The sequence below is a fragment of the Asanoa ferruginea genome, from assembly GCF_003387075.1.
GTDB lineage: Bacteria > Actinomycetota > Actinomycetes > Mycobacteriales > Micromonosporaceae > Asanoa > Asanoa ferruginea.
The window spans coordinates 5,102,349-5,126,659 of the sequence record NZ_QUMQ01000001.1 but is presented as its reverse complement, the minus strand read 5'-3'; the positions used below and the strand labels follow the sequence as shown (position 1 = coordinate 5,126,659).

Here is a 24,311-nt window from a genome sequence, read left to right as displayed (position 1 = left end):
GTCAGGGGCGGCGTCCGAGCGCGTCGAGCTCGCGCAGCACCGGCGTCCGCTGGATGACCTGGGTGAAGCTGACCTTTTCGCTCGCCGCGGTCAGGCCCGCCAGGCCGGCCAGTAGCGCGGCCCTTCCCACAGCACCGGTGCGGGCGGCCAGGGCCACCCCGAGCAGCGCGCCGAACGCGTTGGCGCCGGCATCGCCGAGCATCGCCCGCTCGCCCAGGTCGTCGGGGAGGACACCGGCGGCGGCACCGAGTGGACCGGCCACCAGGTCGCGCGACGAGCCGACCGCCAGCGGGGCGGCGACGAGCGCGCCGGCCTTGATGGCCCGCCCCGGGCGCAGGTCGAGCAGGTTGAACAGGTTGGCGCTGCCGGCGATCACGCCCGCGCCGAGCGCGACGTCGACCACCGTGCCGAACCGGCCCCGCCGCGGACGGTCGACAGCGAGCAGCGCACTGGCCGCCAGCGCCGCCGCGCCCACCCCGGCGATCTTGACGAAACCGCTGGTCACCCGGCCCTCGCGGAGCGCGCCCAGGTGGCCCTTGAAGCCCTTGGCCTTGTGCTCCGGCCGACCGCCGACCACGTCGTCGTAGAAGCCGACCGCGCCCGAGCCGAGCCCGGCCACCAGGGCCGCACCGGCGGCGGGCACGCTGCCCGCGCCGACCGCCGCGCTGGCCGAGGCGCCGACGGCCAGCGCCGGACCGGCCGCCAGGGTGACCGTGTCGCCGCGGAAGTTGGTGCGATCGAGCTCAGTGCGAGCGGCCAGGCCGCGCAGGACCGCCCGGGCGGTCAGGCTGCCGATGGTGGCGAGGGCGAGCGAGCGGCTACTCATTGCGGCTGCTGCGGCATCATCGAGCCGGCGCCGGCGCCGAGGCCGTATTGCCCCGCCTTGCCCTGGTTGACCATCTCGGCCGTGGCCAGGGCGGTGACGACCTGGCCCTGGGTGGTGTTGGCGTTGTCGACCGTGCTGATGGTCTTGACCAGCGCGCCGTCGCCGCGGACCGCCGCGACCACGTTGCCGTCGCTGGCGCCGTTGCCGGCCACCACGACCGCGCCCATCTTGTCGAACTGGCTGACCATCGTCACGACGGCCTGGTCTTTCTGGGCCGACTCCTTGTCGACGTAGGGCAGCCCGGTCACGATCACCACGGCCTGGGCCGGCTCGGTGACCTTGTCCTTGCCCGCGTCGGAGTAGCTGATGTATTTGGCCTTCTCGTAGGCCGTCAGCAGCGCGGTCAGGTCGGCGGCGCTGGGCGGCGCCGTGCCCGGTGCGCGGTCGAGGACCGCGCTGGCCAGCAGCGCGCTCGCCGTCTCCACCCCGTCGCTGTTGCTCGGCAGCCCGGTGGCCGGGATCGTCGGCTGTGCGGCCGACGAGGCCAGGTAGAGCAGCTCCTGGGCGTTGTCGGGCACGAAGAACGAGTCCTGCATGTCGATCCGGCCGGTGACCGTCGCGCCCGCGGTGGTCAGCATCTGGCGGACCGGGTCGGCCTGGTCACGGCCGCTCGGCAGGGTGACCATGAGGATCTTGCGACCGGTGAGCCGGCCGGGGAGGACGACCTGCGACATCTCGGCCGCGAAGTCTTCCTCTCGCTTGACCTCTTCCTGAAGGCTGGAGACCGAGTCCCGTAGCTGGGTGTTGTCCTTGCGCAGCTCGGAGACACGCTGGTTGAGCGAGTCGGCGACCGGGCCGTTGAGCGCCGCGGTGCCGACGACCAGGCCGATGGCCAGTGCGAGGAACACCGCGGTGAGTGACACCACGTGGTACCGGAAATTGATCACGCTTATGTATGCCTTCTGATTCGGTCGGGAACGCCCCGCCCTTAGCTGAAGAGCTGTCCCAGTTGGAAGACCAAATTGTTCCACCACTCGGAAAGCACACCGAGATAGGCCTTCCCCACAGTGGAGACGGCCACTGCCGAAGCCATGGCGGAAACCGCGCTGAGCACCAACAACAGCAACGAAGAGCCGGAGATGCTCTGCCGGTAGAGGCGGCTGACGCCCTTGGCGTCGACCACCTTGCCACCGACCTTGAGGCGGGTGAGGAACGTGGAGGCCATCCCGCCGCGCCCCTTGTCGAGGAACTCGATCAGGTTGTTGTGGGTGCCCACCGCGACGATGAGGGTGGCGCCCTTCTCGTCGGCCAGCAGCATGGCGACGTCTTCGCTGGTCGCCGCGGCCGGGAAGGTCAGTGCGGAGAGCCCGAGCTGGTGCACCCGGGCCAGGCCCGGGGCGCGCCCGTCGGGGTAGGCGTGGACGATCACCTCGGCACCGCAGCGGAGCACGTCGTCGGTGACCGAGTCCATGTCGCCGATGATCATGTCGGGGGTGTAACCGGCCTCGACCAGCGCGTCGGCACCGCCGTCGACACCGATCAACACCGGTTTGAACTCACGGATGTACGGGCGGAGCACGTCGAGATCGTCCTTGTATTCGTAGCCCCGCACCACGATCAGGCAATGACGCCCGGCGATGCTGGTCTCGACCTCGGGCACCCCGACCCCGTCGAGGAGCAGGTCGCGCTCCTGCTTGAGGTATTCCATCGTGTTGGCGGCGAACGCCTCGAGCTGCACCGACAGCCCCTCGCGGGCATCCGACATCGACTTGGCGACGGTGTCGGTGTCCTGCCGGGTGCCGTGTGCGATCGGCTCACCGCCCACGAACACGGTGTTGCCGTCGATCCGCAGCGCCTCGCCCTCGCGGATCTGCTGGAAGACGCCTTCCCCAAGATCGTCGATCAACGGGATGCCGGCCTTGACCAGGACTTCCGGGCCGAGATTGGGGTAGCGGCCGGAGATCGAGGGCTTGGCGTTGAGCACCGCGGTGACACCGACCGCCACGAGGGAGTCGGCGGCCACCCGGTCGAGGTCGACGTGGTCGATGACGGCGACATCGCCCGGCCGCAACCGGCCGACCAGACGCTTGGTCCGGCGGTCGAGGCGCGCGGTGCCGGTGATTGTGCCCGGTTCGGCGCTCCGGGTCCGGCGCAAGGTGGGTAGACGCATCGTGACCATCCTGGCATGTCCGGCGAACTAATTCTGTCCGCGACATGCCTGAGCAGGGGTGCTAGCTGCGGCACGCGTCGAAAGTGGCACGTGCGCCGCTCCTCAGCGAACCATGCGAACGCCACCCGCGGCGGTGGCCCGCGTCACACCTTGCCCTTCTGCGACCCCCTTGCACCGCCCACGGTGTGCGACGACACCGTGCTAGCTGCGGCGTTCCCTGGCCGCCACCGCGAGCAGTTCTTCCGCGTGGGCGATACCCAGATCGGAGTCAGGCAAACCCGCCAGCATGCGGGCCAGCTCGCGGGCCCGCTCGGTGTCTTCGACGACCCGCACGCCGCTGGTGGTGACGGCGCCCCCGGTGTCTTTGGCGACCACCAGGTGGCGGTCGGCGAACGCGGCGACCTGGGGCAGGTGGGTCACGACGAGCACCTGGTGGGTGCGGGCGAGCCGGGCCAGCCGGCGGCCGATCTCGACCGCCGCGCGCCCGCCGACCCCGGCGTCGACCTCGTCGAAGACCAGCGTGGGTGGGCCGCCGGCACCGGCGAAGACCACCTCGATCGCGAGCATCACCCGGGACAGCTCACCGCCCGAGGCGCCCTTCTGAAGCGGCAGGCTGGGCGCGCCCGGGTGGGCGTGCAGCCGCAACTCGACGTCGTCGGCGCCCTCGGCGCTGGTGGCGGCGGCGGGCAGCACCGCGACCTCGACCCGGGAGTGTGGCATCGCGAGCCCGGCGAGCTCGACGCTGACCTGCTCGGAGAAGCGCCCGGCGGCCTCTTTGCGGGCCGCGGTGACCCGGGCCGCGAGCGCCGCGACCTCCTCTTCGAGCCGCTGCCGCTCGCGGTCGAGCTCGTCGAGCACGTCGTCGGAGGTGTCGAGCTCGCCCAACCGGCCGCGGGCGCGGTCGGCCCAGGCGATCACCCCGTCGACGTCGTCGGCGTATTTGCGGGTCAGCGCCCGCAGCTCGGCCCGCCGCTCGTAGATCGTCGTCAGCCGGTCGGGGTCGGCGTCGAGGCTGTCGAGGTAGGACGACAGCTCGGCCGTCACGTCACCGATCAGGGTGGCCGCCTCGTCGAGCCGGGCGGCGAGGTCGCCGAGCTTGGCGTCGACGCCGGACTGCCCCTCGAGCGACCGCTTGGCCGCGCCGAGCAGGCCGGTGGCGTTGGGCGCCTCGTCGGCACCGTCACCGGCGACCGCCTGGTAGGCCGCGATCGCGGCGACCCGCAGCCCCTCGGCGTGCTCGAGCCGCTGTGCCTCGGCCTTGAGGTCGTCGTCTTCGCCGGGCTGCGGGTCGACCCGGGTGATCTCGTCGAGGCCCAGCCGGAGCAGGTCGGCCTCCTGGTTGCGCTCGCGCGCGTTGCGCCGCCGGTCGGCGAGGTCGTCGGCGACCGCCCGCCACCGGGTGTAGGTCTCGCGCATCTCGCCGAGCAGCTTCTCGTGGTCGGCGCCGGCGAACCGGTCGAGCGCCGCGCGCTGCTCGGCCGGGCGGAGCAGCCGGAGCTGGTCGGACTGGCCGTGCACGGCGACCACCTGCTCGCCGATCTCGGACAGCGTGGCGACCGGCATGGCGCGGCCGCCGACGTGGGCGCGGGACCGGCCCTCGGCGGTGACGGTGCGGCTGAGCAGCAGCGAACCGTCGTCGTCGGGCTCGGCACCGGCGTCGCTGACCCGGGTGTGGACGGTCGTCGCGAGCGGCTCGGACAGCCGCAGCCGCCCCTCGACGACGGCACGGCCGGGGTCGGCACGCACCCGGCCGGCGTCGGCCCGCCCACCGAAGAGCAGCCCGAGACCGGTGACCACCATGGTCTTGCCGGCGCCGGTCTCACCGGTGATCACATTCATGCCACCCGCGAGGGGCAGCGTTGAGTCGTCGATGACCCCGAGCCCGGTAATCCGCAACTCTTCAAGCACAGGACACGACAGTAGTAGCGGGGTCCGACAGTTGACCAGCCGTGGCCGCCCGAAGCCGAAAGTGGTCCCCCCGTTTCCGGAAAACTGTTTGGCAGTCCACTGCTCACCCCCCGTTTTTCTGGCTGGCGTACGTTCTGCGGGTGAACGAACAGCGGGCCGCCGGTTGATCTCCGCCGAACTCAAGGCCGCGGCGCCGGAACGGCTCGCCGCCGCGGTCGGCACCCGGGTGGCCCGGCTCGGCGACAGCGCGCTGGTCGTCGCCGGCAACACCGACCTGCTGCGCGACATCGCGGCCGGCCCGTTCGCCGCCGAGCCCACCCGCCGGGTCCGCGTCGTGGTCGCCTACTGGCGGCACACGCCCTGGTCGGCACCGGTCGCGCCGGCACCGCACCTGGTCCGGCACCGGGTCGCCCGGCCACACCTGCGGCGCGGCACCGCCGTCGTCACGCTGCGCTACGCGCGGCCGGTGCCGCTCGGCGACGCGATCCGCAGCGCGCTGACCGCGCTGGCGCCCACCGACCCATGGCCAGCCCACGCACCCACGCCCACCGACCCACGGCCAGCCCACGCACCCACGCCCACCGACCCACGGCCAGCCCACGCACCCACGCCCACCGACCCGCGACCGGCCCACGCACCCACGCCCATAGACTCGCGACCGGCCCACGCACCACCAACGCCCACCGACCCGCGGCCAGCGCATCCGCCCGCGCTGATCGGCCCAGCCTGTTTCGACGCCACCCGGATCAATCCGCGCGGCCGGCGACCGGCCGCCTACCGCGCCGACGCGCCGCGGCTGATCCTCGACAACCCGGGCTTCGACGCGGCGGCCCTGGCCCGGCTACGCGACACCCACAGCGTCGCCGTCGGCGCCGGCATCGACCCGGCCGCCCTGGCCGCCCTCTGCGCGACCGGCGTGCTGATAGACGCCGCGGCCGTGCCGCCCACGACCCGCGCCGCCCTCCACACCGAACTGCGCGACCTCCTCGACGCCCCGCCGCCGGGCGACGACCCGCTCGCCGTCGAGGCCCGCAGCGTGCGCCAGCGCCGCGCCGCCCTGCGAAACCACGCGGCCGGGCAGGGAGACCCACCCGCGGTCAGCGCCATCCTGGCCACTCGCCGCCCCGACCTACTCGGGCCGGCGCTGGCGATGCTGGGCGGACAGACGTACCCCAATCTGGAGATCGTGCTCTGTCTTCATGGTGTGGCCGCGCCGCCCGGACTGGCCGCGGCACTCGGCGGGCGCCCGCACCAGATCGTCGAGGTGCCGGCGGAGGTCAGCTTCGGCACGGCGCTCGGGCTGGCCACCGCGCGCGCAGGCGGCACGCTGATCACCAAGGTCGACGACGACGACACCTATGGGCCGGAGCATCTCTGGGACCTGGTGCTCGCCCGCCACTATTCCGGCGCGACGCTGGTCGGCAAGGGCAGCGAGCTGGTCTTCCTGGAGAGCCGCGGCACCGTCGTGCGCCGCCGCTCGGGCGTCCCGGAGGCATTCGGCGAGATGGTCTCGGGCGGCACCATGCTGCTGGCCAAGGGCGACGTGACGGCCGTCGGCGGCTGGCGCCCGGTGCCCCGCTCGGTCGACCTGGGTCTCATCCAGCGGCTGGTGCGCGCGGGGGGAACGATCTACCGAACCCATCCATTGGGGTACGTCTACCACCGCCGCGCCACCGGACACACCTGGGACCCGGGCGAGGACTATTTCCTGCGCAACGCCGGCGCCACCTGGCCGACGATCCCACCTGACGCGCTGGCCTAGACGCGGCCGCCGCGCCAGCCGTCGACCGGCAGGCCGAACTTCGCCACCAGCCGGTCGGTGAACGGGCGCGGGCGCAGCCGGACGATCCGCACCGGCAGCGTGCCCCGGTTGACCGTGACCCGCGCGCCGGGCGGCAGGTCGTAGACCCGGCGGCCGTCGCAGCAGAGCACCGCGAGCGTGGTGAACGGGTCGACGGTGATCGCGAACGTCGAGGTCGGCGCCGTGACCAGCGGCCGGCTGAACAGGGCGTGCGCGCTGATCGGCACCAGCAGCAACGCCTCGACCTCGGGCCAGACCACCGGGCCGCCGGCCGAGAACGCGTAGGCCGTCGAGCCGGTCGGGGTCGCGCAGACCACGCCGTCGCAGCCGTAGCGGGACAGCGGCCGGCCGTCGACGTCGACCAGCAGCTCCAGCATCTGGGCCCGCTGTCCTTTTTCGACACTGACCTCGTTGAGCGCCCACGACTCGACCACCTGGCCGCCGGGTGTCAGCTCCGCCCGCACGTCGAGGGTCAGCCGCTCGTCCACCGTGTAGTCGCGGTTGACCACGTCGCGGACGGCCTGGTCGAGGTCGTCGATCTCAGCCTCGGCGAGGAAACCGACCTTGCCGAGGTTTATCCCGAGCAGCGGGGCCTTCGCCGGCCGGGCCAGTTCCGCGGCGCGCAGGAACGTGCCGTCACCGCCGAGCGCGAAGACGATCTCGGCACCGTCGGCGGCGTCCTGGTCGCTTCGCGGCACCACGCCGGGCACCTCGAGGTCGTCGGCCTCGTCGGCGACCACCCGAACCTCAAAACCGGCCCGGATCAGATCGGCGGCCACCGTACGCGCGTGCTCGGTGCTCCGCCGCCGCCCGGTGTGGGTGACCAACAGCGCTATGCGGCTCATGCGCCTACCTCGCTTCGCGAGGCGGGGCATGAACCCGGCTGACTGAGCTGGCCGATTCGCTCGCTGCGCTCGCTCATGTCGCCTCCTCGGGAACGGCCGTTGGGCCGGCGGCGACGATCGCGCGCACCTCGTCGGGGTCGACGGGCGGCGCGTCACGCCGGAACCAGATGAAGAACTCGACGTTGCCGCTCGGGCCGGGCAACGGGCTCGCGACCACGCCCGCCACGCCCAGACCGAGTTGGGCACCGGCGGCGGCGACGTCGAGCACCGCCTCGGCGCGCAGTTCGGGCTCGCGGACCACGCCGCCGGTGCCAACCCGCTCCTTGCCGACCTCGAACTGCGGCTTGACCATCAGGGCCAGGTCGCCGGTGACTTCGGTGCAGCCCGTCAGCGCCGGCAACACCAGCCGCAGCGAGATGAACGAGAGGTCCGCGACGGTCAACGACACAGAACCACCGATCAGATCCGGTTCGAGGGTACGGACGTTGGTGCGCTCGAAGACGCGTACCCGCGGATCGGTGCGCAGCGACCAGGCGAGCTGGCCGTAGCCGACGTCGACCGCGACCACCTCGGCCGCGCCGGCGCCGAGCAGCACCTCGGTGAAGCCGCCGGTGGAGGCGCCCGCGTCGAGGCAGCGCCGGCCGGTGACGGTGAGCCCGCGCGGGCCGAAGCCGGCCAGCGCGCCGAGCAGCTTGTGCGCGCCACGCGAGACGTAGGTCGGGTCGTCGCCGGTGACCAGCACCGGGTCGGCGGGGTCCACCATGGCGGCGGCCTTGCGGGCCACCACGCCGTGCACCTTCACCCGGCCGGCGTCGACAAGCTCGCCCGCCTGCTCACGGGACCGGGCGAGCCCGCGGCGGACCAACTCTGTGTCGAGACGGTTTCGACGAGCCATGGCCAGTGAGCGCTCAGGCCTGGTCGATGGTGGCGAGGGTCTCCCGCAGGGTGCGGTAGGCGGCCTCGTATTCGGCGATCTGGTCGGCCGGCGACAGGTCGGCCGCGTTGGTCATCGAGCGGATCGCCGCGTCGACCGCCGGGTGCCCGGACAGGCCGTCGCCGGCCGCCTCGGGTTCGACCGGCGCCAGCTCGACCGGCGCGGGCTCGACCGGCGCCGGCCGGGCGAACATCGCCGGGCTCGGTGCGCCGGAACCGGGTTGGTTCGCGGCGCTGCCGTACATCGTCATGCCGTTCCGCCTGCCTTCTTCGGCGGTGTCTTCTTCGCGACCTTGCGCGGCGCGGCCGCGGTCTTCTTCGCCGGGGTGGCGATCGGCTCAGCGGAGCCCAGGTCTTCGGCGATCGCGGCCGCCGACGGTGGGGTCGTCTTCTTCACCGCGGTCTTCTTGGCGACGGCCTTCTTCGCCGGTGGCGCCTGCTTGGCCGGCGTGGCTGCCGCGCTCACCGGTGCGGTCTTCTTCGCCGGCGCGCGCTTGGCCACCACCGGCTCGGCCGCCGGCGCGGGCGTGGCCTTCGCGGCCTGGCCGGTCTTCGCGGCCTGGTCGGTCTTCGCGGCCTGGTCGGCCTTCTCGGCCGCGTCGGCGCGGGCCCGCTCGGCCCGCAGCTCGACCTCGAGGTCACGGAGTCGGGTGTTGAGCTCGGCCACCTCGTCGGCGGTGGCCAGACCGACCCGCCCGAGTGCCTTGTCGACCTCGAACCGGACCAGCTTGGTCAGCGCCGCACGGTTGGCCGCGCTGGTGGTGACCATCTCCTCGGCCATCGCCGTGAGCTGTGCCGCCGTAGCGCCGCTCTTGCCGACGAGCTTGCGGGCGACCTTCTCGGCCTTCTTCCGCGACGTCTCCGTCGCGCCAAGAGCCAGCTCCAGGTATGCCCGCCACGCGTCCTGCATCGTTCGATCCTCTCCCACGGAGTTAGGGCCACTCACGATGGATCCGCCGGAAATCCGCCGGCTCGGGCTCCACGCTACCGGGCGCCGATAAGGGCCTTGTGCGGTACCGTGCCGGGAGATCACGTGGCGCGGAGAGGAGCGGCAGTTTGGCCACCGTCGACGAGTGCCGGGACGCGATGCACGAGTTGGCCGCGAGGCTGGCCGGCAACGCCGAGGCCCGCAACCGGCTCGACCTCGAACGCACCGTGGCCTGCCGGCTGACCGACCTCGGCGCCGCTTTCCACGGCCGGCTGCACGATGGGCAACTGATCGACATCACCGACGGCGACGACCCCAAGGCCAAGATCGCGCTGAGCCTCAAGAGCGACGACTTCCTCGCCCTGGTCCGCGGTGACCTCGACCTGACCCGGGCGATCGCCGGCGGTCAGATGCGCATCAAGGCCAACCCGTTCGACCTGCTCAAGCTGCGCAAGCTGCTCTAGAGCCCCAGGGCTCGCAGTGCTTTCGCCGCTTCGTCGGTGGCGCCGCTGAGCGCGCTGACGTCGGTGCCGTCCCAGGCGGCCGCGGCGATCGTGCGCAACGCGGCGATCGGGTCGCCGTGGCCGTCGAGCCGGCCCTCGCTGATCCGCCAGCCGGTCTCCCCGTTGCCGGTGATGGCCAGCGTCGCCACGTCGTCGAAGAGCCCGGCCAGGTCGCGCGCGACGTAGGTCGGCCGCTGGTGCGGCGGCGCGGCGATCAGGTCCTTGGGCTGGCTCACGCCGGTCAGCACGAGCAGGCTGTCGAGCCCGGCGCCGACCGCGCCCTCGATGTCGGTGTCGAGCCGGTCGCCGACGACGATCGGGCGGTCGGCGGCGTCGCGCTTGACCGCCTCCTCGAACAGCACCGGCTGCGGCTTGCCGATCACCTCGTCGGGCTCCCGGTCGAGGGCGGTGCGCAGCACGGCGACCAGCGAGCCGTTGCCCGGCAGCGGGCCACGCGGGCTGGGCAGCGTGCGGTCGGTGTTGGTGGCGATCCAGAGCGCGCCGGCCCGCACGGCAAGCGCGGCCTCGGCCAGGATGACCCAGCCGACATCGCGCCCGTAGCCCTGCACGACCGCGACCGGCTGGTCGTCGGCACTGCCCACCGGCGTCAGCCCGGCCTCGACGACCTCCTGGCGGAGCGCCTCGGCGCCGACCACCAGAACGCGCGCCCCCGGGTCGAGCCGGTCACCGAGCCGCCGGGCCGCGGCCGCCGCCGAGGTCAGCACCTCGTCGGCGGCGGCGGGGACGCCGAGCCCGGTGAGCAGGTCGGCCACCTCCGCCGCGCGCCGGCTGGCGTTGTTCGTCGCGTAGGCGATCGAGCGGCCCTGATCATGCAGCCGCTGAACCGCCTCGACGGCGCCCGCGACCGCCTTGTCGGACAGGTAGATAACCCCATCCAAATCGAAGATCACCAGGTCGTACGCGTCGGCGAGTCGACCCCGCGGCGGTGTGCTCATCGCTTGTCGTCGTCGACCTCGGGCAGGACCTTGCGGTCGTCGTCGTCGAGGCCGTCGTCGCCCGGTTCGGAGTCGATCTCGGCGTCGACCGGGACCTCTTCGTCCGCGTGGCCTTCGGCGTCGAGCTCGACCACCTCGTCGGTGGCCTCGTCATCGACGGTCTCGACGGGGACGTCGTCGTCGGCGACCTCGGACGGCAGGACGGCGGTCACGGTCTCGACCGGCTGGTCGTCGTTGAGATCCGCTACCACGTCTTCGTCGTCTTCGTCGTCTTCGTCTTCGTCGTCTTCGTCTTCGTCTTCGTCGTCTTCGTCTTCGTCGGCGTCCGCCTCGTCGTCGGCGTCCTCGTCGATCTCGGCGTCGACCGCGACGTCGTCGTCGGCCTTGCCCTCGGCGTCGAGTTCGACGTCGTCCTCGTCTTCGTCGTCCTCTTCGGTCTCGTCGAGCTCGGCTTCGAGGGCGGCCTCGTTTTCGGCGCCTTCCTCGGCGGCTTCCTCTTCGTCGTCCTCGTCATCGCCCTCGATGAGCACGCCGTCGAGCTCGAGCAGGCGCTCGGCCGCGTCGGTCTCGCCGTCTTCGTCGGCCTCGGCCGCGCGGGCGAACCACTCGCGTGCCTCGTCGCGCCGGTCGGCGGCCAGCAGCGCGTCGGCGTAGGCGTAACGCAGCCGACCCGCCCACGGCTCCTCGTTGCCGCTGGTGAGCTCGCGGACCTGGAGCATCGCCACCGCGGCGTCCTTCTGCCCGAGGTCACCCCGCGCACCGGCGGCGACGATGAGCAGCTCGACCGCGTCGGCCGAACCCAGCTCGGTGCGGTCGGCACCGCGGTAGAGGTCGATCGCCCGTTCCGGACGGCCCAGCGCACGCTCGCAGTCGGCGAGCACGGCCAGGTGGTCCTGGCGCCCGGTCATCCGGTGGTAGGTGCGCAGCTCGCCGATCGCGACCTGCCACTCACCGGCGTGGTAGGCGGCCAGCCCGACCGCTTCCCGCACCGCCGCGATCCGCGACGCCAGCCGGCGGGCGGCGAGCGCGTGCGCCAGCGCCTCGTCGGGGTCGTCGTCGATCAGCTGGCCGGTCGCGACCAGGTGCCGCGCCACGATCTCGGCGACGGGCTTGTTCAGCCCGAGCAGCTCGGCGCGGACGCTCTTGTCGAGGTCGCTGGCCGTGATGCCCTCGGGGATCTGCGGACCCACCTGGGTCGTCGGCCGGTCCTCGTAGGACCGACCCTCGTCGCGCGGGCCACGGTCGTCGCGGTCGCGGTAGCCGCCACCCGACCGGAAGCCGCCATCACGGGCACCCCGGTCGCCGCCGCCGTCGCGCTGTGCGGGCCGGAACCCACCGCGGTCGTCACGGTCACGGGAGCCGCCCCGGTCGTCGCGGTCGCGGTAGGGCCGGTCGCCACCGTCGCGCTGGCCCGGGCGGAAGCCGCCCCGGTCACCGCTGTCCCGGTAGGGCGGCCGGTCGCCACGCGGTGCGCCGCCGTCGCGCGGGCCGGAGCGGAAGCCGCCCCGGTCATCCGAGGAGCTTGGACGCGAGCCGCCGCGGTCGTCGCGCGGACCGGAACGGAAGCCACGGTTGTCGCGGTCGCCGTAGGAGCGGCCACCACGGTCGCCGCCGCTCGGCGGGCCGGACCGGTAGCCACCGCGGTCGCCACCGGAGTCACGCGGACCGGAACGGTAACCGCCACGGTCGCCGCCGCTGGGCGGGCCGGACCGGTAGCCGCCACGGTCACCACCGGAGTCACGCGGGCCAGAACGGTAACCGCCACGCTCGCCGCCGGAGTCACGCGGACCGGAGCGGAAGCCGCCGCGGTCGCCGCCGCTGGGCGGGCCGGACCGGTAGCCGCCACGGTCACCACCGGAGTCACGCGGGCCAGAACGGTAACCGCCACGGTCACCGCCGGAGTCACGCGGACCGGAGCGGAAGCCACCGCGGTCATCGCCGCTGTCGCGCGGGCCGGAGCGGAAGCCACCACGGTCACCGCCGGAGTCACGCGGACCCGAGCGGAAGCCACCACGGTCGCCGCCGCGGTCGTCGCGGTAGGGACGGTCGCCGCCGCGCTGGTCGCCACCGCGGTAGCCACCACGGTCGCCACCGGAGTCACGCGGACCGGAGCGGAAGCCACCGCGGTCACCGCCACCGGAGTCACGCGGGCCGGAGCGGTAGCCGCCACGGTCGTCACGCGGGGGTCCGGAGCGGAAGCCACCGCGGTCGCCGCCGCGGTCGTCGCGGTAGGGACGGTCGCCGCCGCGCTGGTCACCACCGCGGTAGCCACCACGGTCGCCACCGGAGTCACGGGGGCCGGAACGGTAGCCGCCACGGTCACCGCCACCGGAGTCACGCGGGCCCGAACGGTAGCCGCCACGGTCGTCACGCGGCGGCCCGGAGCGGAAGCCGCCCCGGTCGCCACCGCGGTCGTCGCGATAGGGACGGTCGCCGGACCCACGCCGGTCGCCGTAGCTCGGACGGTCGCCACTCGGGCGGTCGCCGTAGCTGGGGCGGTCACGGTTGGGCCGGTCGTCACGCGGCGGGCCGGAGCGGTAGCCACCACGGTCACCGCCGTAGCCACCACGGCCGCCGGAGCTCGAGCCCCGGTCGCCGTAGCTGGGGCGCCCGCCGGCGCTGCCGCCACGGTCGTCGCGGCCACGGTCGCCGCCGGAGCGGAAGCCGCCGCGGTCGCCCTGGGGACGGTCGCCACTGTCACGACGCGGGCGGTCCCCGCGGTTGTCGCGGTTACCCCGGTCGCCTTGGTCGCGACGGCCCTCGCCGCCGCGGTCATCGTCGCGGCGATCGCGAGGGGCGTCGCCGCCCTGGTCTGCACTCACGGGGTACATCCTTCCTCATGCCGGAATTGCCGGCACACGCAGTCGAGGGCCGCCCCTATGGGTCGGCCCTCGACTGGAATGATTGTCCGGCGGTGTCCTACTCTCCCACACCCTCCCGGGTGCAGTACCATCGGCGCTGGAGGGCTTAGCTTCCGGGTTCGGAATGTGACCGGGCGTTTCCCCTCCGCCATGACCGCCGTAACTCTATCGACATATCAAACAACCGACCAACAATGGTCTCGGGTGTTTGTTTGTCGGGAGTTGCACAGTGGACGCGTAGCAGCTTTGTAGGTCAAGTCCTCGGCCTATTAGTACCGGTCAACTGAACCCGTTACCGGGCTTACATTTCCGGCCTATCAACCCAGTGGTCTAGCTGGGGGCCTTACCCCACACAAGTGTGGGTGGGATACCTCATCTTGAAGCGAGCTTCCCGCTTAGATGCTTTCAGCGGTTATCCCTTCCGAACGTAGCTAACCAGCCGTGCCCCTGGCGGGACAACTGGCACACCAGAGGTTCGTCCGTCCCGGTCCTCTCGTACTAGGGACAGCCCTTCTCAAGTATCCTACGCGCACGGCGGATAGGGACCGAACTGTCTCACGACGTTCTAAACCCAGCTCGCGTACCGCTTTAATGGGCGAACAGCCCAACCCTTGGGACCTGCTACAGCCCCAGGATGCGACGAGCCGACATCGAGGTGCCAAACCATCCCGTCGATATGGACTCTTGGGGAAGATCAGCCTGTTATCCCCGGGGTACCTTTTATCCGTTGAGCGACACCGCTTCCACATGCCGGTGCCGGATCACTAGTCCCGACTTTCGTCCCTGCTCGACCTGTCAGTCTCACAGTCAAGCTCCCTTGTGCACTTACACTCAACACCTGATTGCCAACCAGGCTGAGGGAACCTTTGGGCGCCTCCGTTACTCTTTAGGAGGCAACCGCCCCAGTTAAACTACCCACCAGACACTGTCCCTGAACCGGATCACGGTCCGAAGTTAGATACCCGAATCAACCAGAGTGGTATTTCAAGATTGCCTCCACCCGTACTGGCGTACGAGCTTCACAGGCTCCCACCTATCCTACACAAATTAACTCAGATACCAATGTCAAGCTATAGTAAAGGTCCCGGGGTCTTTCCGTCCTGCCGCGCGTAACGAGCATCTTTACTCGTACTGCAATTTCGCCGGGCCTGTGGTTGAGACAGTAGGGAAGTCGTTACGCCATTCGTGCAGGTCGGAACTTACCCGACAAGGAATTTCGCTACCTTAGGATGGTTATAGTTACCACCGCCGTTTACTGGCGCTTAAGTTCTCCGCTTCGCCCCGAAGAGCTAACAGGTCCCCTTAACGTTCCAGCACCGGGCAGGCGTCAGTCCATATACATCGAATTACTTCTTCGCATGGACCTGTGTTTTTAGTAAACAGTCGCTTCCCCCTGGTCTCTGCGGCCATACCACGCTCCACAAGCGTGTTGCTTCACGTGTCCGGCCCCCCTTCTCCCGAAGTTACGGGGGTAATTTGCCGAGTTCCTTAACCACAGTTCGCCCGTCGCCTTGGTATTCTCTACCTGACCACCTGTGTCGGTTTGGGGTACGGGCCGCTAAGAACTCGCTAGAGGCTTTTCTCGGCAGCATAGGATCACTGACTTCACCTGAATCGGCTCGGCATCACGTCTCAGCCTTCATGCACCACGGATTTGCCTATGGTGCGGCCTACACGCTTACCCCGGCACAACCACCGGCCGGGATCAGCTACCTTCCTGCGTCACCCCATCGCTTGACTACTACCCACCAGGTTCCCACGCTCCCCACCCTCAACCCGAAGGTCTTGGATGGTTTGGGTGGTTAGCACAGTAAGGTTCATCAGGGACGCTCTTTCGCGGGTACGGGAATATCAACCCGTTGTCCATCGACTACGCCTCTCGGCCTCGCCTTAGGTCCCGACTCACCCAGGGCGGATTAGCCTGGCCCTGGAACCCTTGGTCATCCGGCGGAAGGGTTTCTCACCCTTCTTGCGCTACTCATGCCTGCATTCTCACTCGCACCGCGTCCACAACTCGATCACTCGGCTGCTTCACCCGCGGCACGACGCTCCCCTACCCATCCACACACCTGCACCCAAACCCGAAAGTTTAGGCGGGGTTATTATGTGAATGCCACAGCTTCGGCGGTGTACTTGAGCCCCGCTACATTGTCGGCGCGGAACCACTTGACCAGTGAGCTATTACGCACTCTTTAAAGGGTGGCTGCTTCTAAGCCAACCTCCTGGTTGTCTAAGCGACCCCACATCCTTTTCCACTTAGCACACGCTTAGGGGCCTTAGCTGGTGATCTGGGCTGTTTCCCTCTCGACTACGAAGCTTATCCCCCGCAGTCTCACTGCCGCGCTCTCACTTACCGGCATTCGGAGTTTGGCTGATTTCGGTAAGCTTGTAGGCCCCCTAGACCATCCAGTGCTCTACCTCCGGCAAGAAACACGCGACGCTGCACCTAAATGCATTTCGGGGAGAACCAGCTATCACGGAGTTTGATTGGCCTTTCACCCCTAACCACAGGTCATCCCCCAACTTTTCAACGTTGGTGGGTTCGGCCCTCCACGCGGTCTTACCCGCGCTTCAGCCTGCCCATGGCTAGATCACTCCGCTTCGGGTCTAGAACACGCGACTCAACGCCCTATTCGGACTCGCTTTCGCTACGGCTCCCCCACACGGGTTAACCTCGCCACGTGCCACTAACTCGCAGGCTCATTCTTCAAAAGGCACGCCGTCACCCCTAAAGGCTCCGACGGATTGTAGGCGAACGGTTTCAGGTACTATTTCACTCCCCTCCCGGGGTACTTTTCACCATTCCCTCACGGTACTCGTCCGCTATCGGTCACCAGGAAGTATTTAGCCTTACCAGGTGGTCCTGGCAGATTCACGGCAGATTACAGGGGTCCGCCGCTACTCGGGAACAACCACAGAAGACCAGCCACTTTCACCTACCGGACTATCACCGTCTACGGTCGGCCTTTCCAGACCATTCAGCTAGCAGCTAGTTTTGTAACTTCTCGACTGGTTGTCAGCCCAATCAGTAGTGTCCCACAACCCCGACCACGCAACCCCTGACAGGTATCACACGCAACCGGTTTAGGCTCGATCCGCTTTCGCTCGCCACTACTCACGGAATCACATGTTGTTTTCTCTTCCTACGGGTACTGAGATGTTTCACTTCCCCGCGTTCCCTCCACACACCCTATGAATTCAGGTGCAGGTGACACCACATAACTGGTGCCGGGTTACCCCATTCGGACACCCTGGGATCACAGCTAGGTTGGCAGCTCCCCCAGGCCTATCGCGGCCTCCCACGTCCTTCATCGGCTCCTGGTGCCAAGGCATCCACCGTTCGCCCTTGACAACTTGACCACAAAGATGCTCGCGTCCACTGTGCAATTCTCAACAAACAACCAACCCACAACCATCAAGCCCCACACCAGAACCCGACGATCCGCCGGCGGTATATGGAGCCAGGCCATGCCTGGCAATTCGAACCCAGAAAAAACAAGCTCAGCGCTTGTTCCTTCAGGACCCAACAGGGTGTTTAGTATCCACTTCCAGCCGCACCGAGCTCCCGTTCCTTCACGCAAGCGTGTGTACTAAGGAAAGTTTCGGCCGTTGCCGGACGTTGATTAAGCCAGTGTCTCCGCCATCGAGCACCCCAGACCGACATTCGCGGCCTGCGGGCTCCTACCCGGCTTTCGCCAGGAGGTGCTCCTTAGAAAGGAGGTGATCCAGCCGCACCTTCCGGTACGGCTACCTTGTTACGACTTCGTCCCAATCGCCAGCCCCACCTTCGACGGCTCCCTCCACAAGGGTTGGGCCACCGGCTTCGGGTGTTGCCGACTTTCGTGACGTGACGGGCGGTGTGTACAAGGCCCGGGAACGTATTCACCGCAGCGTTGCTGATCTGCGATTACTAGCGACTCCGACTTCACGGGGTCGAGTTGCAGACCCCGATCCGAACTGAGACCGGCTTTTTGGGATTCGCTCCACCTCACGGTATCGCAGCCCATTGTACCGGCCATTGTAGCATGCGTGAAGCCCTGGACATAAGGGGCATGATGACTTGACGTCATCCCCACCTTCCTCCGAGTTGACCCCGGCAGTCTTCGATGAGTCCCCGGCATAACCCGCTGGCAACATCGAACGAGGGTTGCGCTCGTTGCGGGACTTAACCCAACATCTCACGACACGAGCTGACGACAGCCATGCACCACCTGTCACCGCCCCCGAAGGACCTCCCATCTCTGGAAGTTTTGCGGTGATGTCAAACCCAGGTAAGGTTCTTCGCGTTGCATCGAATTAATCCGCATGCTCCGCCGCTTGTGCGGGCCCCCGTCAATTCCTTTGAGTTTTAGCCTTGCGGCCGTACTCCCCAGGCGGGGCGCTTAATGCGTTAGCTGCGGCACAGAGAGCCGGAGAGGCCCCCCACACCTAGCGCCCAACGTTTACAGCGTGGACTACCAGGGTATCTAATCCTGTTCGCTCCCCACGCTTTCGCTCCTCAGCGTCAGTATCGGCCCAGAGACCCGCCTTCGCCACCGGTGTTCCTCCTGATATCTGCGCATTTCACCGCTACACCAGGAATTCCAGTCTCCCCTACCGAACTCTAGCCTGCCCGTATCGGCTGCAAGCCCGCAGTTGAGCCACGGGTTTTCACAGCCGACGCGACAAGCCGCCTACGAGCTCTTTACGCCCAATAAATCCGGACAACGCTCGCGCCCTACGTCTTACCGCGGCTGCTGGCACGTAGTTGGCCGGCGCTTCTTCTGCAGGTACCGTCACTTGCGCTTCGTCCCTGCTGAAAGAGGTTTACAACCCGAAGGCCGTCATCCCTCACGCGGCGTCGCTGCATCAGGCTTCCGCCCATTGTGCAATATTCCCCACTGCTGCCTCCCGTAGGAGTCTGGGCCGTGTCTCAGTCCCAGTGTGGCCGGTCGCCCTCTCAGGCCGGCTACCCGTCGTCGCCTTGGTAGGCCATCACCCCACCAACAAGCTGATAGGCCGCGAGCCCATCCCAGACCGAAAAACTTTCCACACACCACCATGCGATGAAGCGTGGATATTCGGTATTAGCCCCCGTTTCCGAGGGTTATCCCAAAGTCCAGGGCAGGTTACTCACGTGTTACTCACCCGTTCGCCGCTCGAGTACCCCGAAGGGCCTTTCCGCTCGACTTGCATGTGTTAAGCACGCCGCCAGCGTTCGTCCTGAGCCAGGATCAAACTCTCCAACAAAAACCTTTGTTAAAAAGTGTCCCGGCAACCATTATTAACGGATGCCAAAAACAATCACAATTGGCACTGGCTTATCAAACACCCTGTTGAGTTCTCAAAGAACAAACACACACCAAGAAGCTGGCTCGTTTCCGAGCCCGCGTCGTGGGGCTTTGTTTTACCGCTTTCGTGTCCGGCGCTTCCGCGCTGGGCACTTTTACTACGTTACCTGGTCCGTTTGGCGTTGTCAACCCGGTGTTTCCCGGTTTGTCATGCCTTGGGCAGGTTTCCCCGTTGCGGGCGCGCAGCAGTCAACCTGCCGAACGTCGCTCAAGGGATTTGGTAGGCCGGCCGCCGCGACTCTCGCCGCATGCGCGCCCGGTGCCCTACCGGCTCGCAAAGCTTACCCCGTCGGTTTCGCCTCACCAAATCGACCCGTTGTCCGGATCGTTCCGTGTTGCTCCCGCCGTGCAGAGAGAAAGATACGCAGCCCCCGAGTTGAAGGTCAAATCGGGGGCCTGCGTCCCGCGTCACAGACCCGAACGGGCGACTCAGGAGACCCGCTCGACGCCGGCGAACGTGCGCTTGCCGCGCCGCAACACCAGGAAACGCCCGTGTAGCAAGGCATCCGCGGGCACGGTGGCCTCCACATCGGATACCCGCTCGTTGTTCACGTATGCACCACCCTCGGTGATCGCCCGCCGCGCCTCGTTGAGGCTGCCCACCAGCCCGGAGTCCCGGAAGAGCGCGGCCACGGTCGGGAGCTCACCCCTGACCTCCACCAACCCGGCCTCGGCCAGCGCCGCCCGCAGCGTCCCGGCGCCGAGGTCGCCCAGCGACCCACGCCCGAACAACGCCTGGCTCGCCGCCTGCACCTGGGCGGTCTCCTCCGCTCCGTGCACGAGCGTGGTCAGCTCCGCCGCCAGGGCCCGCTGACCCTCCCGGGCACCAGGTCGCTCCGCCGTCGCTCGTTCGAGCTCCTCGAGCTCGGCGTGCGAGCGGAAGCTGAAGTAGCGCAGGTAGGCGTTCACGTCGCGGTCGTCGGTGTTGAGCCAGAACTGGTAGAAGGCGTAGGGGCTGGTCAACTGCGGGTCGAGCCAGACGGAAGCACCCTCGGTCTTGCCGAACTTGGTGCCGTCGGCCTTGGTGACCAGCGGCGTCACGAACGCGTGCACCGGCCCACCACCCCGCCGGCGGATGTAGTCGACGCCGGCGGTGATGTTGCCCCACTGGTCGGAGCCGCCGAACTGGAGCGTGCACCCGTGCCGCTGGTGCAGCTCGAAGTAGTCGTGCGACTGGAGGAGCTGGTAGGCGAACTCGGTGAAGCTGATGCCGGTCTCCAGCCGGGCCCGGACCACCTCGCGAGCCAGCATCTTGTTGACCGGGAAATGCTTGCCCACCTCGCGCAGGAAGCTGACCGCCGACATCGGGCCGGTCCAGTCGAGGTTGTTGACCAACGTCGCGGCACTGTCACCGTCGTAGGTGACGAACGGCCGCACCTGCTCGCGGATCTTGTCGACCCAGCCGGCCACCACCTCGGGTGGGTTGAGCGTGCGCTCGCTGCTCTCCCGGGGGTCACCGATCTGCCCGGTAGCCCCACCGACCAGCAGCAGCGGCCGGTGCCCGGCGAGCTGCAACCGGCGGGCGGTGAGCACCTGCATCAGGTGGCCGAGATGCAGGCTCGGCGCCGTCGGGTCGAAGCCGACATAGAACGTCACCTGCCCCGAGTCCAGATGCTTACGCAGCTCGTCGAGGTCGGTGGAGTCCTGGAGGAGGCCCCGCCACAGCAGGTCGTCGATGAATTCGCTCACGCCTGGATTGTCTCCCACCCCCCGGGGGCGGCCGCACCCGGTTTACTGCACCGAGAGCACGTCGACCACGAACCGCAGCGCCCCCGCGGGGTAGCCGGCCGGCGGGTTGTCGCCGTAGGCCATCGCGGCCGGGATGTCGAGCTGGAGCCGGCTGCCGACCTTGGCGCCGACCAGCCCCTTGTCCCAGCCCTCGATCACGGTGCCGGAGCCGAGCTGCACCGGGAACGGCTGGCCCGTCTTCCAGGAGGCGTCGAACTCTTCGCCGGTCTTGTAGGTCACGCCCACATAGTTGACCGTCACGGTCTGCCCGCTCTTCGCGGCCGGCCCCTTGCCCTCGATCAACGGGGTCACCTTGAGCGCCGTCACGTCGCCCTCCCCCGACTTCACGACCGGTTTGGTCTTGAGCGCCGGGTCGACATCGGCCGGAATCCCGTTGGCCGGCGGCGCGGCAGCCGAGGCGCTGGGCGCGGCACCGGCCGACGACTGCGTCGAGGTGTCGTTGCCGCCACCCTTGGTGAACAGCACGATCGCCAGGACGATGGCCACCACGGCCAGGCCCGCGAGCACAACGGCGAGCTGCTGACGGCGCCGCTTGGCCTTGGCCGCCCGCTCGGCGGCAGCCTTGCGGGCCGCCTTGACGGCGGCCTTCCGGTCGTTCTTGGTGTCGACCATCCGGTTGCTCACGGTTGTCTCGCCCTCACAGCTAGTGTCCGGCCGGCCCGGACCGCTCCGGACACGGTACCGGCGTCAGCTGAGCATCGGCAGGGTCAAACCAACCCAAGTCCGATTGAGAATCCAACCGGCCTCACCTGTCACACCACCCCCAAGGCCAGGGGCGGGTCCCGTTGTCGGGCGTAGCCCAAAGGTCAGGATGTTCGGGCGGTGACAAGGTGGAGCGCCCAACTGGACGAACGACCTTGTCACCGCCCGAACATCCTGATGCCCTTGCGAAGACCGACAACGGGACCCGCCCCGGACCTCCGGCTGGGTCCCCGCAGCTCGGCCGGGGTCCGGGGCAGCGCCCCGGAGACCCAGTCAGCTAGCCGGGAGGTGCTGGGGCACGCCGGTGGCTACCCAACCGCGCAATGACCAGCGCCGGGCCAGCACAACCGCTCCGCCCAGAGCGGCCAAGACCAGGCCGCACTCGATCACGACCACCGGCAGTGCGTTGCTGTAGTTGACCAGGGCCGCGAACCCCATCGTCACCGGCGTCACGACAAGGCCGGCCAGCGGCACCAACAGCGCCATCCCGAGAACGGTGTGCCCCATCGATGGCAGGTCCCGCAGCCGGAACCACACCGTGAGCAGCGACGACGCCACCACGAGGGCGGCCAGCACGGTATAGGCGAGAAGCACCTCACCGGTCCCCGGTTGTTGCGTCTCCAACCGGGCCGGCACCGGGATGTGCGCGAAGATCACCGCGTAGCCGACCAGGATGCCGGGCAGCGCACCCACGAGCGCCGTCAGCAGGAGGCGGCGGAACTCACAAGGAATCCGCGGCGCCTCGGCGGCCAACCGGCGGGCGAACCCGCGCACATCGGGCCCGATCAGCTCCGCTGGCCCGACCCCCTCGGTTGCGGCCGCCGTCAGGTCGTCGCGCAGGTCGCGACTGAGCTTGGCCAGGTCGGCCGGATGCACATGCAGGCGGCGCCATTCCCGCTCCGCGGCGGACATCGCCTGGTCGATTGTCCATAGTGGGGTCTCACTCATGGCCGCCTCCGGCGGTGTCGGCGAGGGTCGCGTTGACGGTGTTGACGAACCGGTGCCATTGGCCCTCCCAGGCGGCCAGCCGCTGGTGGCCGGCCGCGGTGACGGCGTAGACCTTGCGGCGCGGCCCGCTCGGGCTCTCCTGGACCTCGTCGACGACCAGGCCCAGCCGGCGCATGCGGGTCAGCAGCGGATAGACCGTGCCGTAGCCGCCCGCGTCGAGACCCGCCTCGTCGAGCCGCCGCACCAGCTCATAGCCGTGTGCCGGCTCCTTGGCCAGCAGCGCGAGCATGCACATGTCGAGAGCCCCGCGCAGCAGTTGGGTTTGCCGCTCGGGGCCCTCGACTGGTGTCATGCGACACATAGTAGTGAGCACTATTAGGTGTCGTCAAATAGCCTTCCGCCGGTGGCCCGGCAGGAGCAGCGCGGACAGCGCGGCCGCCGCGACCACCGCGGCACCGACGAGGACCGCGGGGACCACGCCGTCCACGTACGACTGCGGGTTGGCGTAGCTGCCCTGGCTGGCGAAGACCGATGCCAGCGCGGCGACGCCGACCGCCACGCCGAACTCGCGGACCGTGTTGACCGTGCCGGACGCGACGCCCTGCGACGCCGGGTCGACGCTGTTCAGCGCGACCGTGCTCATCGGCGCGAAGGTCAGGCCCATGCCGATCCCGGCGAGGACGAAGGCCGGCACCAGCGAGCCGAAACCGACGCCGACCGTGGTCTCCAGCGCGACCCAGAGCAGGCCCAGGGCCAGCAGTGCCTGGCCGAGCACGATCAGCACCCGGCTGCCGACCCGGCCGACCAGCAGACCGGCGATCGGCGCGACCACCATCGGCGCCGCCGTCCAGGGCAGCGTGCGGATGCCCGAGCCGAACGGGCCGTAGCCCTGCACCACCTGGAAGAACTGGGCCAGCAGGAAGACCGATCCGAAGACGCCCGCGCTGAACAGGAACGCCATGATGTTGACCGAGGTGAAGGCCCGCGAGCGGAACAGGCGCAGCGGCAGCATCGGCGCGGGTGCCTTGCGCTCCCAGCCGATGAACGCCGCGAGCAGCGCGCCGCCGGCGATCAGCGTGCCGAGCACCGACAGTGACGTCCAGCCGTCGTCCTGACCGTGCACGACGCCCCAGATCAGGCCGAGCATGCCGAGCGAGACCAGCACCAGGCCGATCGGGTCGAGCTTGCGGGCGCCGCCGTGCGACTCATTGAGGACCAGGCGGACCAGCACGATCGCGACCACGCCGATCGGCACGTTGAGCCAGAAGATCCAGGTCCAGTGCAGGCCCTGGGCGACCGCGCCGCCGACGACCGGGCCGACCGCCACGCCGAGACCGCTGATCCCGCCCCAGATGCCGATCGCCGCGTTGCGCATCTTCTCGGGGACGGCCGCCGCCAGCAGCGTCAGCGACAGTGGCATGACCGCGGCGCCGCCGATGCCCTGCACCGCGCGGGCGGCGGTCAGCATCCACGGTTCGGTGGCCAGCGCGCAGGCGGCCGAGGCGAGCGTGAACAGCGCGATGCCGGCGACGAACAGCCGGCGCCGGCCGATCCGGTCGCCGACCGCGGCGGCGGTGAGCAGCAGCGCCGCGAACGGCAGCGTGTAGGCGTTGACGAACCACGACAGGTCGGTGAGCGATGCGCCGAGTTCGGTCTTGATCACCGGCAGCGCCGTGGTCACGACCAGGTTGTCCAGCGTGACCATGAACATCGGCACCCCGACCGCGAGCAGCACGGCGGCCAGGGAACGGGTCCGCGCGCTGGACGGCGCGGCGGCCACAGGTGGTGTGGCGGTGGTGGTCATGACGACGGGTCCCCCTTGTTGTTATCCACTGATAACTTGGAGAGTAG

Annotated in this window: 16 protein-coding genes, 3 rRNA genes and 1 pseudogene; 2 read left to right on the top strand and 18 right to left on the bottom strand. The window is 69.1% G+C overall.

Features of this window, described 5'->3' with window-relative positions:
- Position 1: 1 nt before the first annotated feature.
- The 4 genes from DFJ67_RS24115 to recN form a co-directional block, all read right to left on the bottom strand.
- A complete protein-coding gene (locus tag DFJ67_RS24115; protein ID WP_116070086.1) occupies positions 2-826 on the bottom strand; it encodes a hypothetical protein in 825 nt (274 codons plus the stop codon).
- The gene (locus tag DFJ67_RS24110; RefSeq protein WP_116070085.1) at positions 823-1,773 is read right to left on the bottom strand and encodes a copper transporter; all 951 of its coding nucleotides are present in this window, start codon (positions 1,771-1,773) and stop codon (positions 823-825) included. The genes DFJ67_RS24115 and DFJ67_RS24110 overlap by 4 nt, the downstream gene beginning before the upstream one ends.
- A gap of 41 nt (positions 1,774-1,814) precedes the next feature.
- Positions 1,815-2,996, bottom strand: coding sequence for a putative cytokinetic ring protein SteA (gene steA / locus DFJ67_RS24105; RefSeq protein WP_116076599.1), 1,182 nt, complete (start codon positions 2,994-2,996; stop codon positions 1,815-1,817).
- A 201-nt stretch (positions 2,997-3,197) separates the two neighbouring features.
- Positions 3,198-4,904, bottom strand: a complete 1,707-nt coding sequence (recN, locus tag DFJ67_RS24100; RefSeq protein WP_116070084.1) for a DNA repair protein RecN — start codon at positions 4,902-4,904, stop codon at positions 3,198-3,200.
- Positions 4,905-5,067: 163 nt separating this feature from the next.
- Here recN and DFJ67_RS24095 point away from each other — a divergent pair, with 163 nt between their 5' ends.
- Entirely contained in the window at positions 5,068-6,666 is a 1,599-nt protein-coding gene (locus DFJ67_RS24095) for a hypothetical protein (RefSeq protein ID WP_116070083.1), read from the top strand.
- On the opposite strand, the gene DFJ67_RS24090 is transcribed toward DFJ67_RS24095, so the two are convergent.
- The 4 genes from DFJ67_RS24090 to DFJ67_RS24075 all read right to left on the bottom strand — a co-directional run bounded on the left by DFJ67_RS24090 (position 6,663) and on the right by DFJ67_RS24075 (position 9,393).
- Positions 6,663-7,550: an NAD kinase gene (locus DFJ67_RS24090; RefSeq protein ID WP_116070082.1), complete on the bottom strand. Its 888-nt coding sequence runs from the start codon at positions 7,548-7,550 to the stop codon at positions 6,663-6,665. The genes DFJ67_RS24095 and DFJ67_RS24090 overlap by 4 nt on opposite strands.
- Before the next feature lie 73 nt (positions 7,551-7,623).
- A complete protein-coding gene (locus tag DFJ67_RS24085) occupies positions 7,624-8,445 on the bottom strand; it encodes a TlyA family RNA methyltransferase (protein ID WP_116070081.1) in 822 nt (273 codons plus the stop codon).
- Positions 8,446-8,458: 13 nt separating this feature from the next.
- Positions 8,459-8,734: a hypothetical protein gene (locus DFJ67_RS24080; RefSeq protein WP_147315582.1), complete on the bottom strand. Its 276-nt coding sequence runs from the start codon at positions 8,732-8,734 to the stop codon at positions 8,459-8,461.
- A complete protein-coding gene (locus tag DFJ67_RS24075; RefSeq protein ID WP_116070079.1) occupies positions 8,731-9,393 on the bottom strand; it encodes a phasin family protein in 663 nt (220 codons plus the stop codon). Before DFJ67_RS24075 ends, DFJ67_RS24080 begins: the two co-directional genes overlap by 4 nt.
- A 146-nt stretch (positions 9,394-9,539) precedes the next feature.
- Between DFJ67_RS24075 and DFJ67_RS24070 the strand changes: the two genes are divergently transcribed.
- Positions 9,540-9,875, top strand: coding sequence for an SCP2 sterol-binding domain-containing protein (locus DFJ67_RS24070; protein WP_116070078.1), 336 nt, complete (start codon positions 9,540-9,542; stop codon positions 9,873-9,875).
- On the opposite strand, the gene DFJ67_RS24065 is transcribed toward DFJ67_RS24070, so the two are convergent.
- The 10 genes and pseudogenes from DFJ67_RS24065 to DFJ67_RS24020 form a co-directional block, all read right to left on the bottom strand.
- The gene (locus DFJ67_RS24065; RefSeq protein WP_116070077.1) at positions 9,872-10,870 is read right to left on the bottom strand and encodes an HAD-IIA family hydrolase; all 999 of its coding nucleotides are present in this window, start codon (positions 10,868-10,870) and stop codon (positions 9,872-9,874) included. The genes DFJ67_RS24070 and DFJ67_RS24065 overlap by 4 nt on opposite strands.
- 499 nt (positions 10,871-11,369) lie before the next feature.
- Positions 11,370-11,964, bottom strand: a pseudogene (locus DFJ67_RS44405) (Replicase polyprotein 1ab); the annotation flags it as partial.
- Between the two features lie 1,812 nt (positions 11,965-13,776).
- Positions 13,777-13,893, bottom strand: a 5S ribosomal RNA gene (gene rrf, locus DFJ67_RS24055).
- Positions 13,894-13,980: 87 nt separating this feature from the next.
- A 23S ribosomal RNA gene (locus tag DFJ67_RS24050) occupies positions 13,981-17,091 on the bottom strand.
- 353 nt (positions 17,092-17,444) lie between these two features.
- Positions 17,445-18,960: ribosomal RNA gene (locus DFJ67_RS24045) — 16S ribosomal RNA — on the bottom strand.
- Together the 16S, 23S and 5S rRNA genes form the textbook arrangement of a ribosomal RNA operon.
- 530 nt (positions 18,961-19,490) lie before the next feature.
- The gene (gene tyrS, locus DFJ67_RS24040) at positions 19,491-20,750 is read right to left on the bottom strand and encodes a tyrosine--tRNA ligase (RefSeq protein WP_116070076.1); all 1,260 of its coding nucleotides are present in this window, start codon (positions 20,748-20,750) and stop codon (positions 19,491-19,493) included.
- 42 nt (positions 20,751-20,792) lie between these two features.
- Positions 20,793-21,422, bottom strand: a complete 630-nt coding sequence (locus tag DFJ67_RS24035; RefSeq protein ID WP_116076596.1) for an FKBP-type peptidyl-prolyl cis-trans isomerase — start codon at positions 21,420-21,422, stop codon at positions 20,793-20,795.
- 363 nt (positions 21,423-21,785) lie between these two features.
- Entirely contained in the window at positions 21,786-22,460 is a 675-nt protein-coding gene (locus DFJ67_RS24030; protein ID WP_147315581.1) for a hypothetical protein, read from the bottom strand.
- A complete protein-coding gene (locus tag DFJ67_RS24025; protein ID WP_116070074.1) occupies positions 22,453-22,812 on the bottom strand; it encodes a PadR family transcriptional regulator in 360 nt (119 codons plus the stop codon). The genes DFJ67_RS24030 and DFJ67_RS24025 overlap by 8 nt, the downstream gene beginning before the upstream one ends.
- Before the next feature lie 33 nt (positions 22,813-22,845).
- Positions 22,846-24,264, bottom strand: a complete 1,419-nt coding sequence (locus DFJ67_RS24020) for an MFS transporter (protein ID WP_116070073.1) — start codon at positions 24,262-24,264, stop codon at positions 22,846-22,848.
- Positions 24,265-24,311 lie beyond the last annotated feature (47 nt).

What these genes read in the sequence shown, in the direction of transcription:
- DFJ67_RS24115 (WP_116070086.1), bottom strand. Translation starts at nt 826, where the DNA reads ATGAGTAGCCGCTCGCTCGCCCTCGCCACCATCGGCAGCCTGACCGCC.
- steA (WP_116076599.1), bottom strand. Translation starts at nt 2,996, where the DNA reads ATGCGTCTACCCACCTTGCGCCGGACCCGGAGCGCCGAACCGGGCACA.
- DFJ67_RS24090 (WP_116070082.1), bottom strand. Translation starts at nt 7,550, where the DNA reads ATGAGCCGCATAGCGCTGTTGGTCACCCACACCGGGCGGCGGCGGAGC.
- DFJ67_RS24085 (WP_116070081.1), bottom strand. Translation starts at nt 8,445, where the DNA reads ATGGCTCGTCGAAACCGTCTCGACACAGAGTTGGTCCGCCGCGGGCTC.
- DFJ67_RS24080 (WP_147315582.1), bottom strand. Translation starts at nt 8,734, where the DNA reads ATGACGATGTACGGCAGCGCCGCGAACCAACCCGGTTCCGGCGCACCG.
- DFJ67_RS24075 (WP_116070079.1), bottom strand. Translation starts at nt 9,393, where the DNA reads ATGCAGGACGCGTGGCGGGCATACCTGGAGCTGGCTCTTGGCGCGACG.
- DFJ67_RS24065 (WP_116070077.1), bottom strand. Translation starts at nt 10,870, where the DNA reads ATGAGCACACCGCCGCGGGGTCGACTCGCCGACGCGTACGACCTGGTG.
- DFJ67_RS24035 (WP_116076596.1), bottom strand. Translation starts at nt 21,422, where the DNA reads ATGGTCGACACCAAGAACGACCGGAAGGCCGCCGTCAAGGCGGCCCGC.
- DFJ67_RS24030 (WP_147315581.1), bottom strand. Translation starts at nt 22,460, where the DNA reads ATGAGTGAGACCCCACTATGGACAATCGACCAGGCGATGTCCGCCGCG.
- DFJ67_RS24025 (WP_116070074.1), bottom strand. Translation starts at nt 22,812, where the DNA reads ATGACACCAGTCGAGGGCCCCGAGCGGCAAACCCAACTGCTGCGCGGG.
- DFJ67_RS24020 (WP_116070073.1), bottom strand. Translation starts at nt 24,264, where the DNA reads ATGACCACCACCGCCACACCACCTGTGGCCGCCGCGCCGTCCAGCGCG.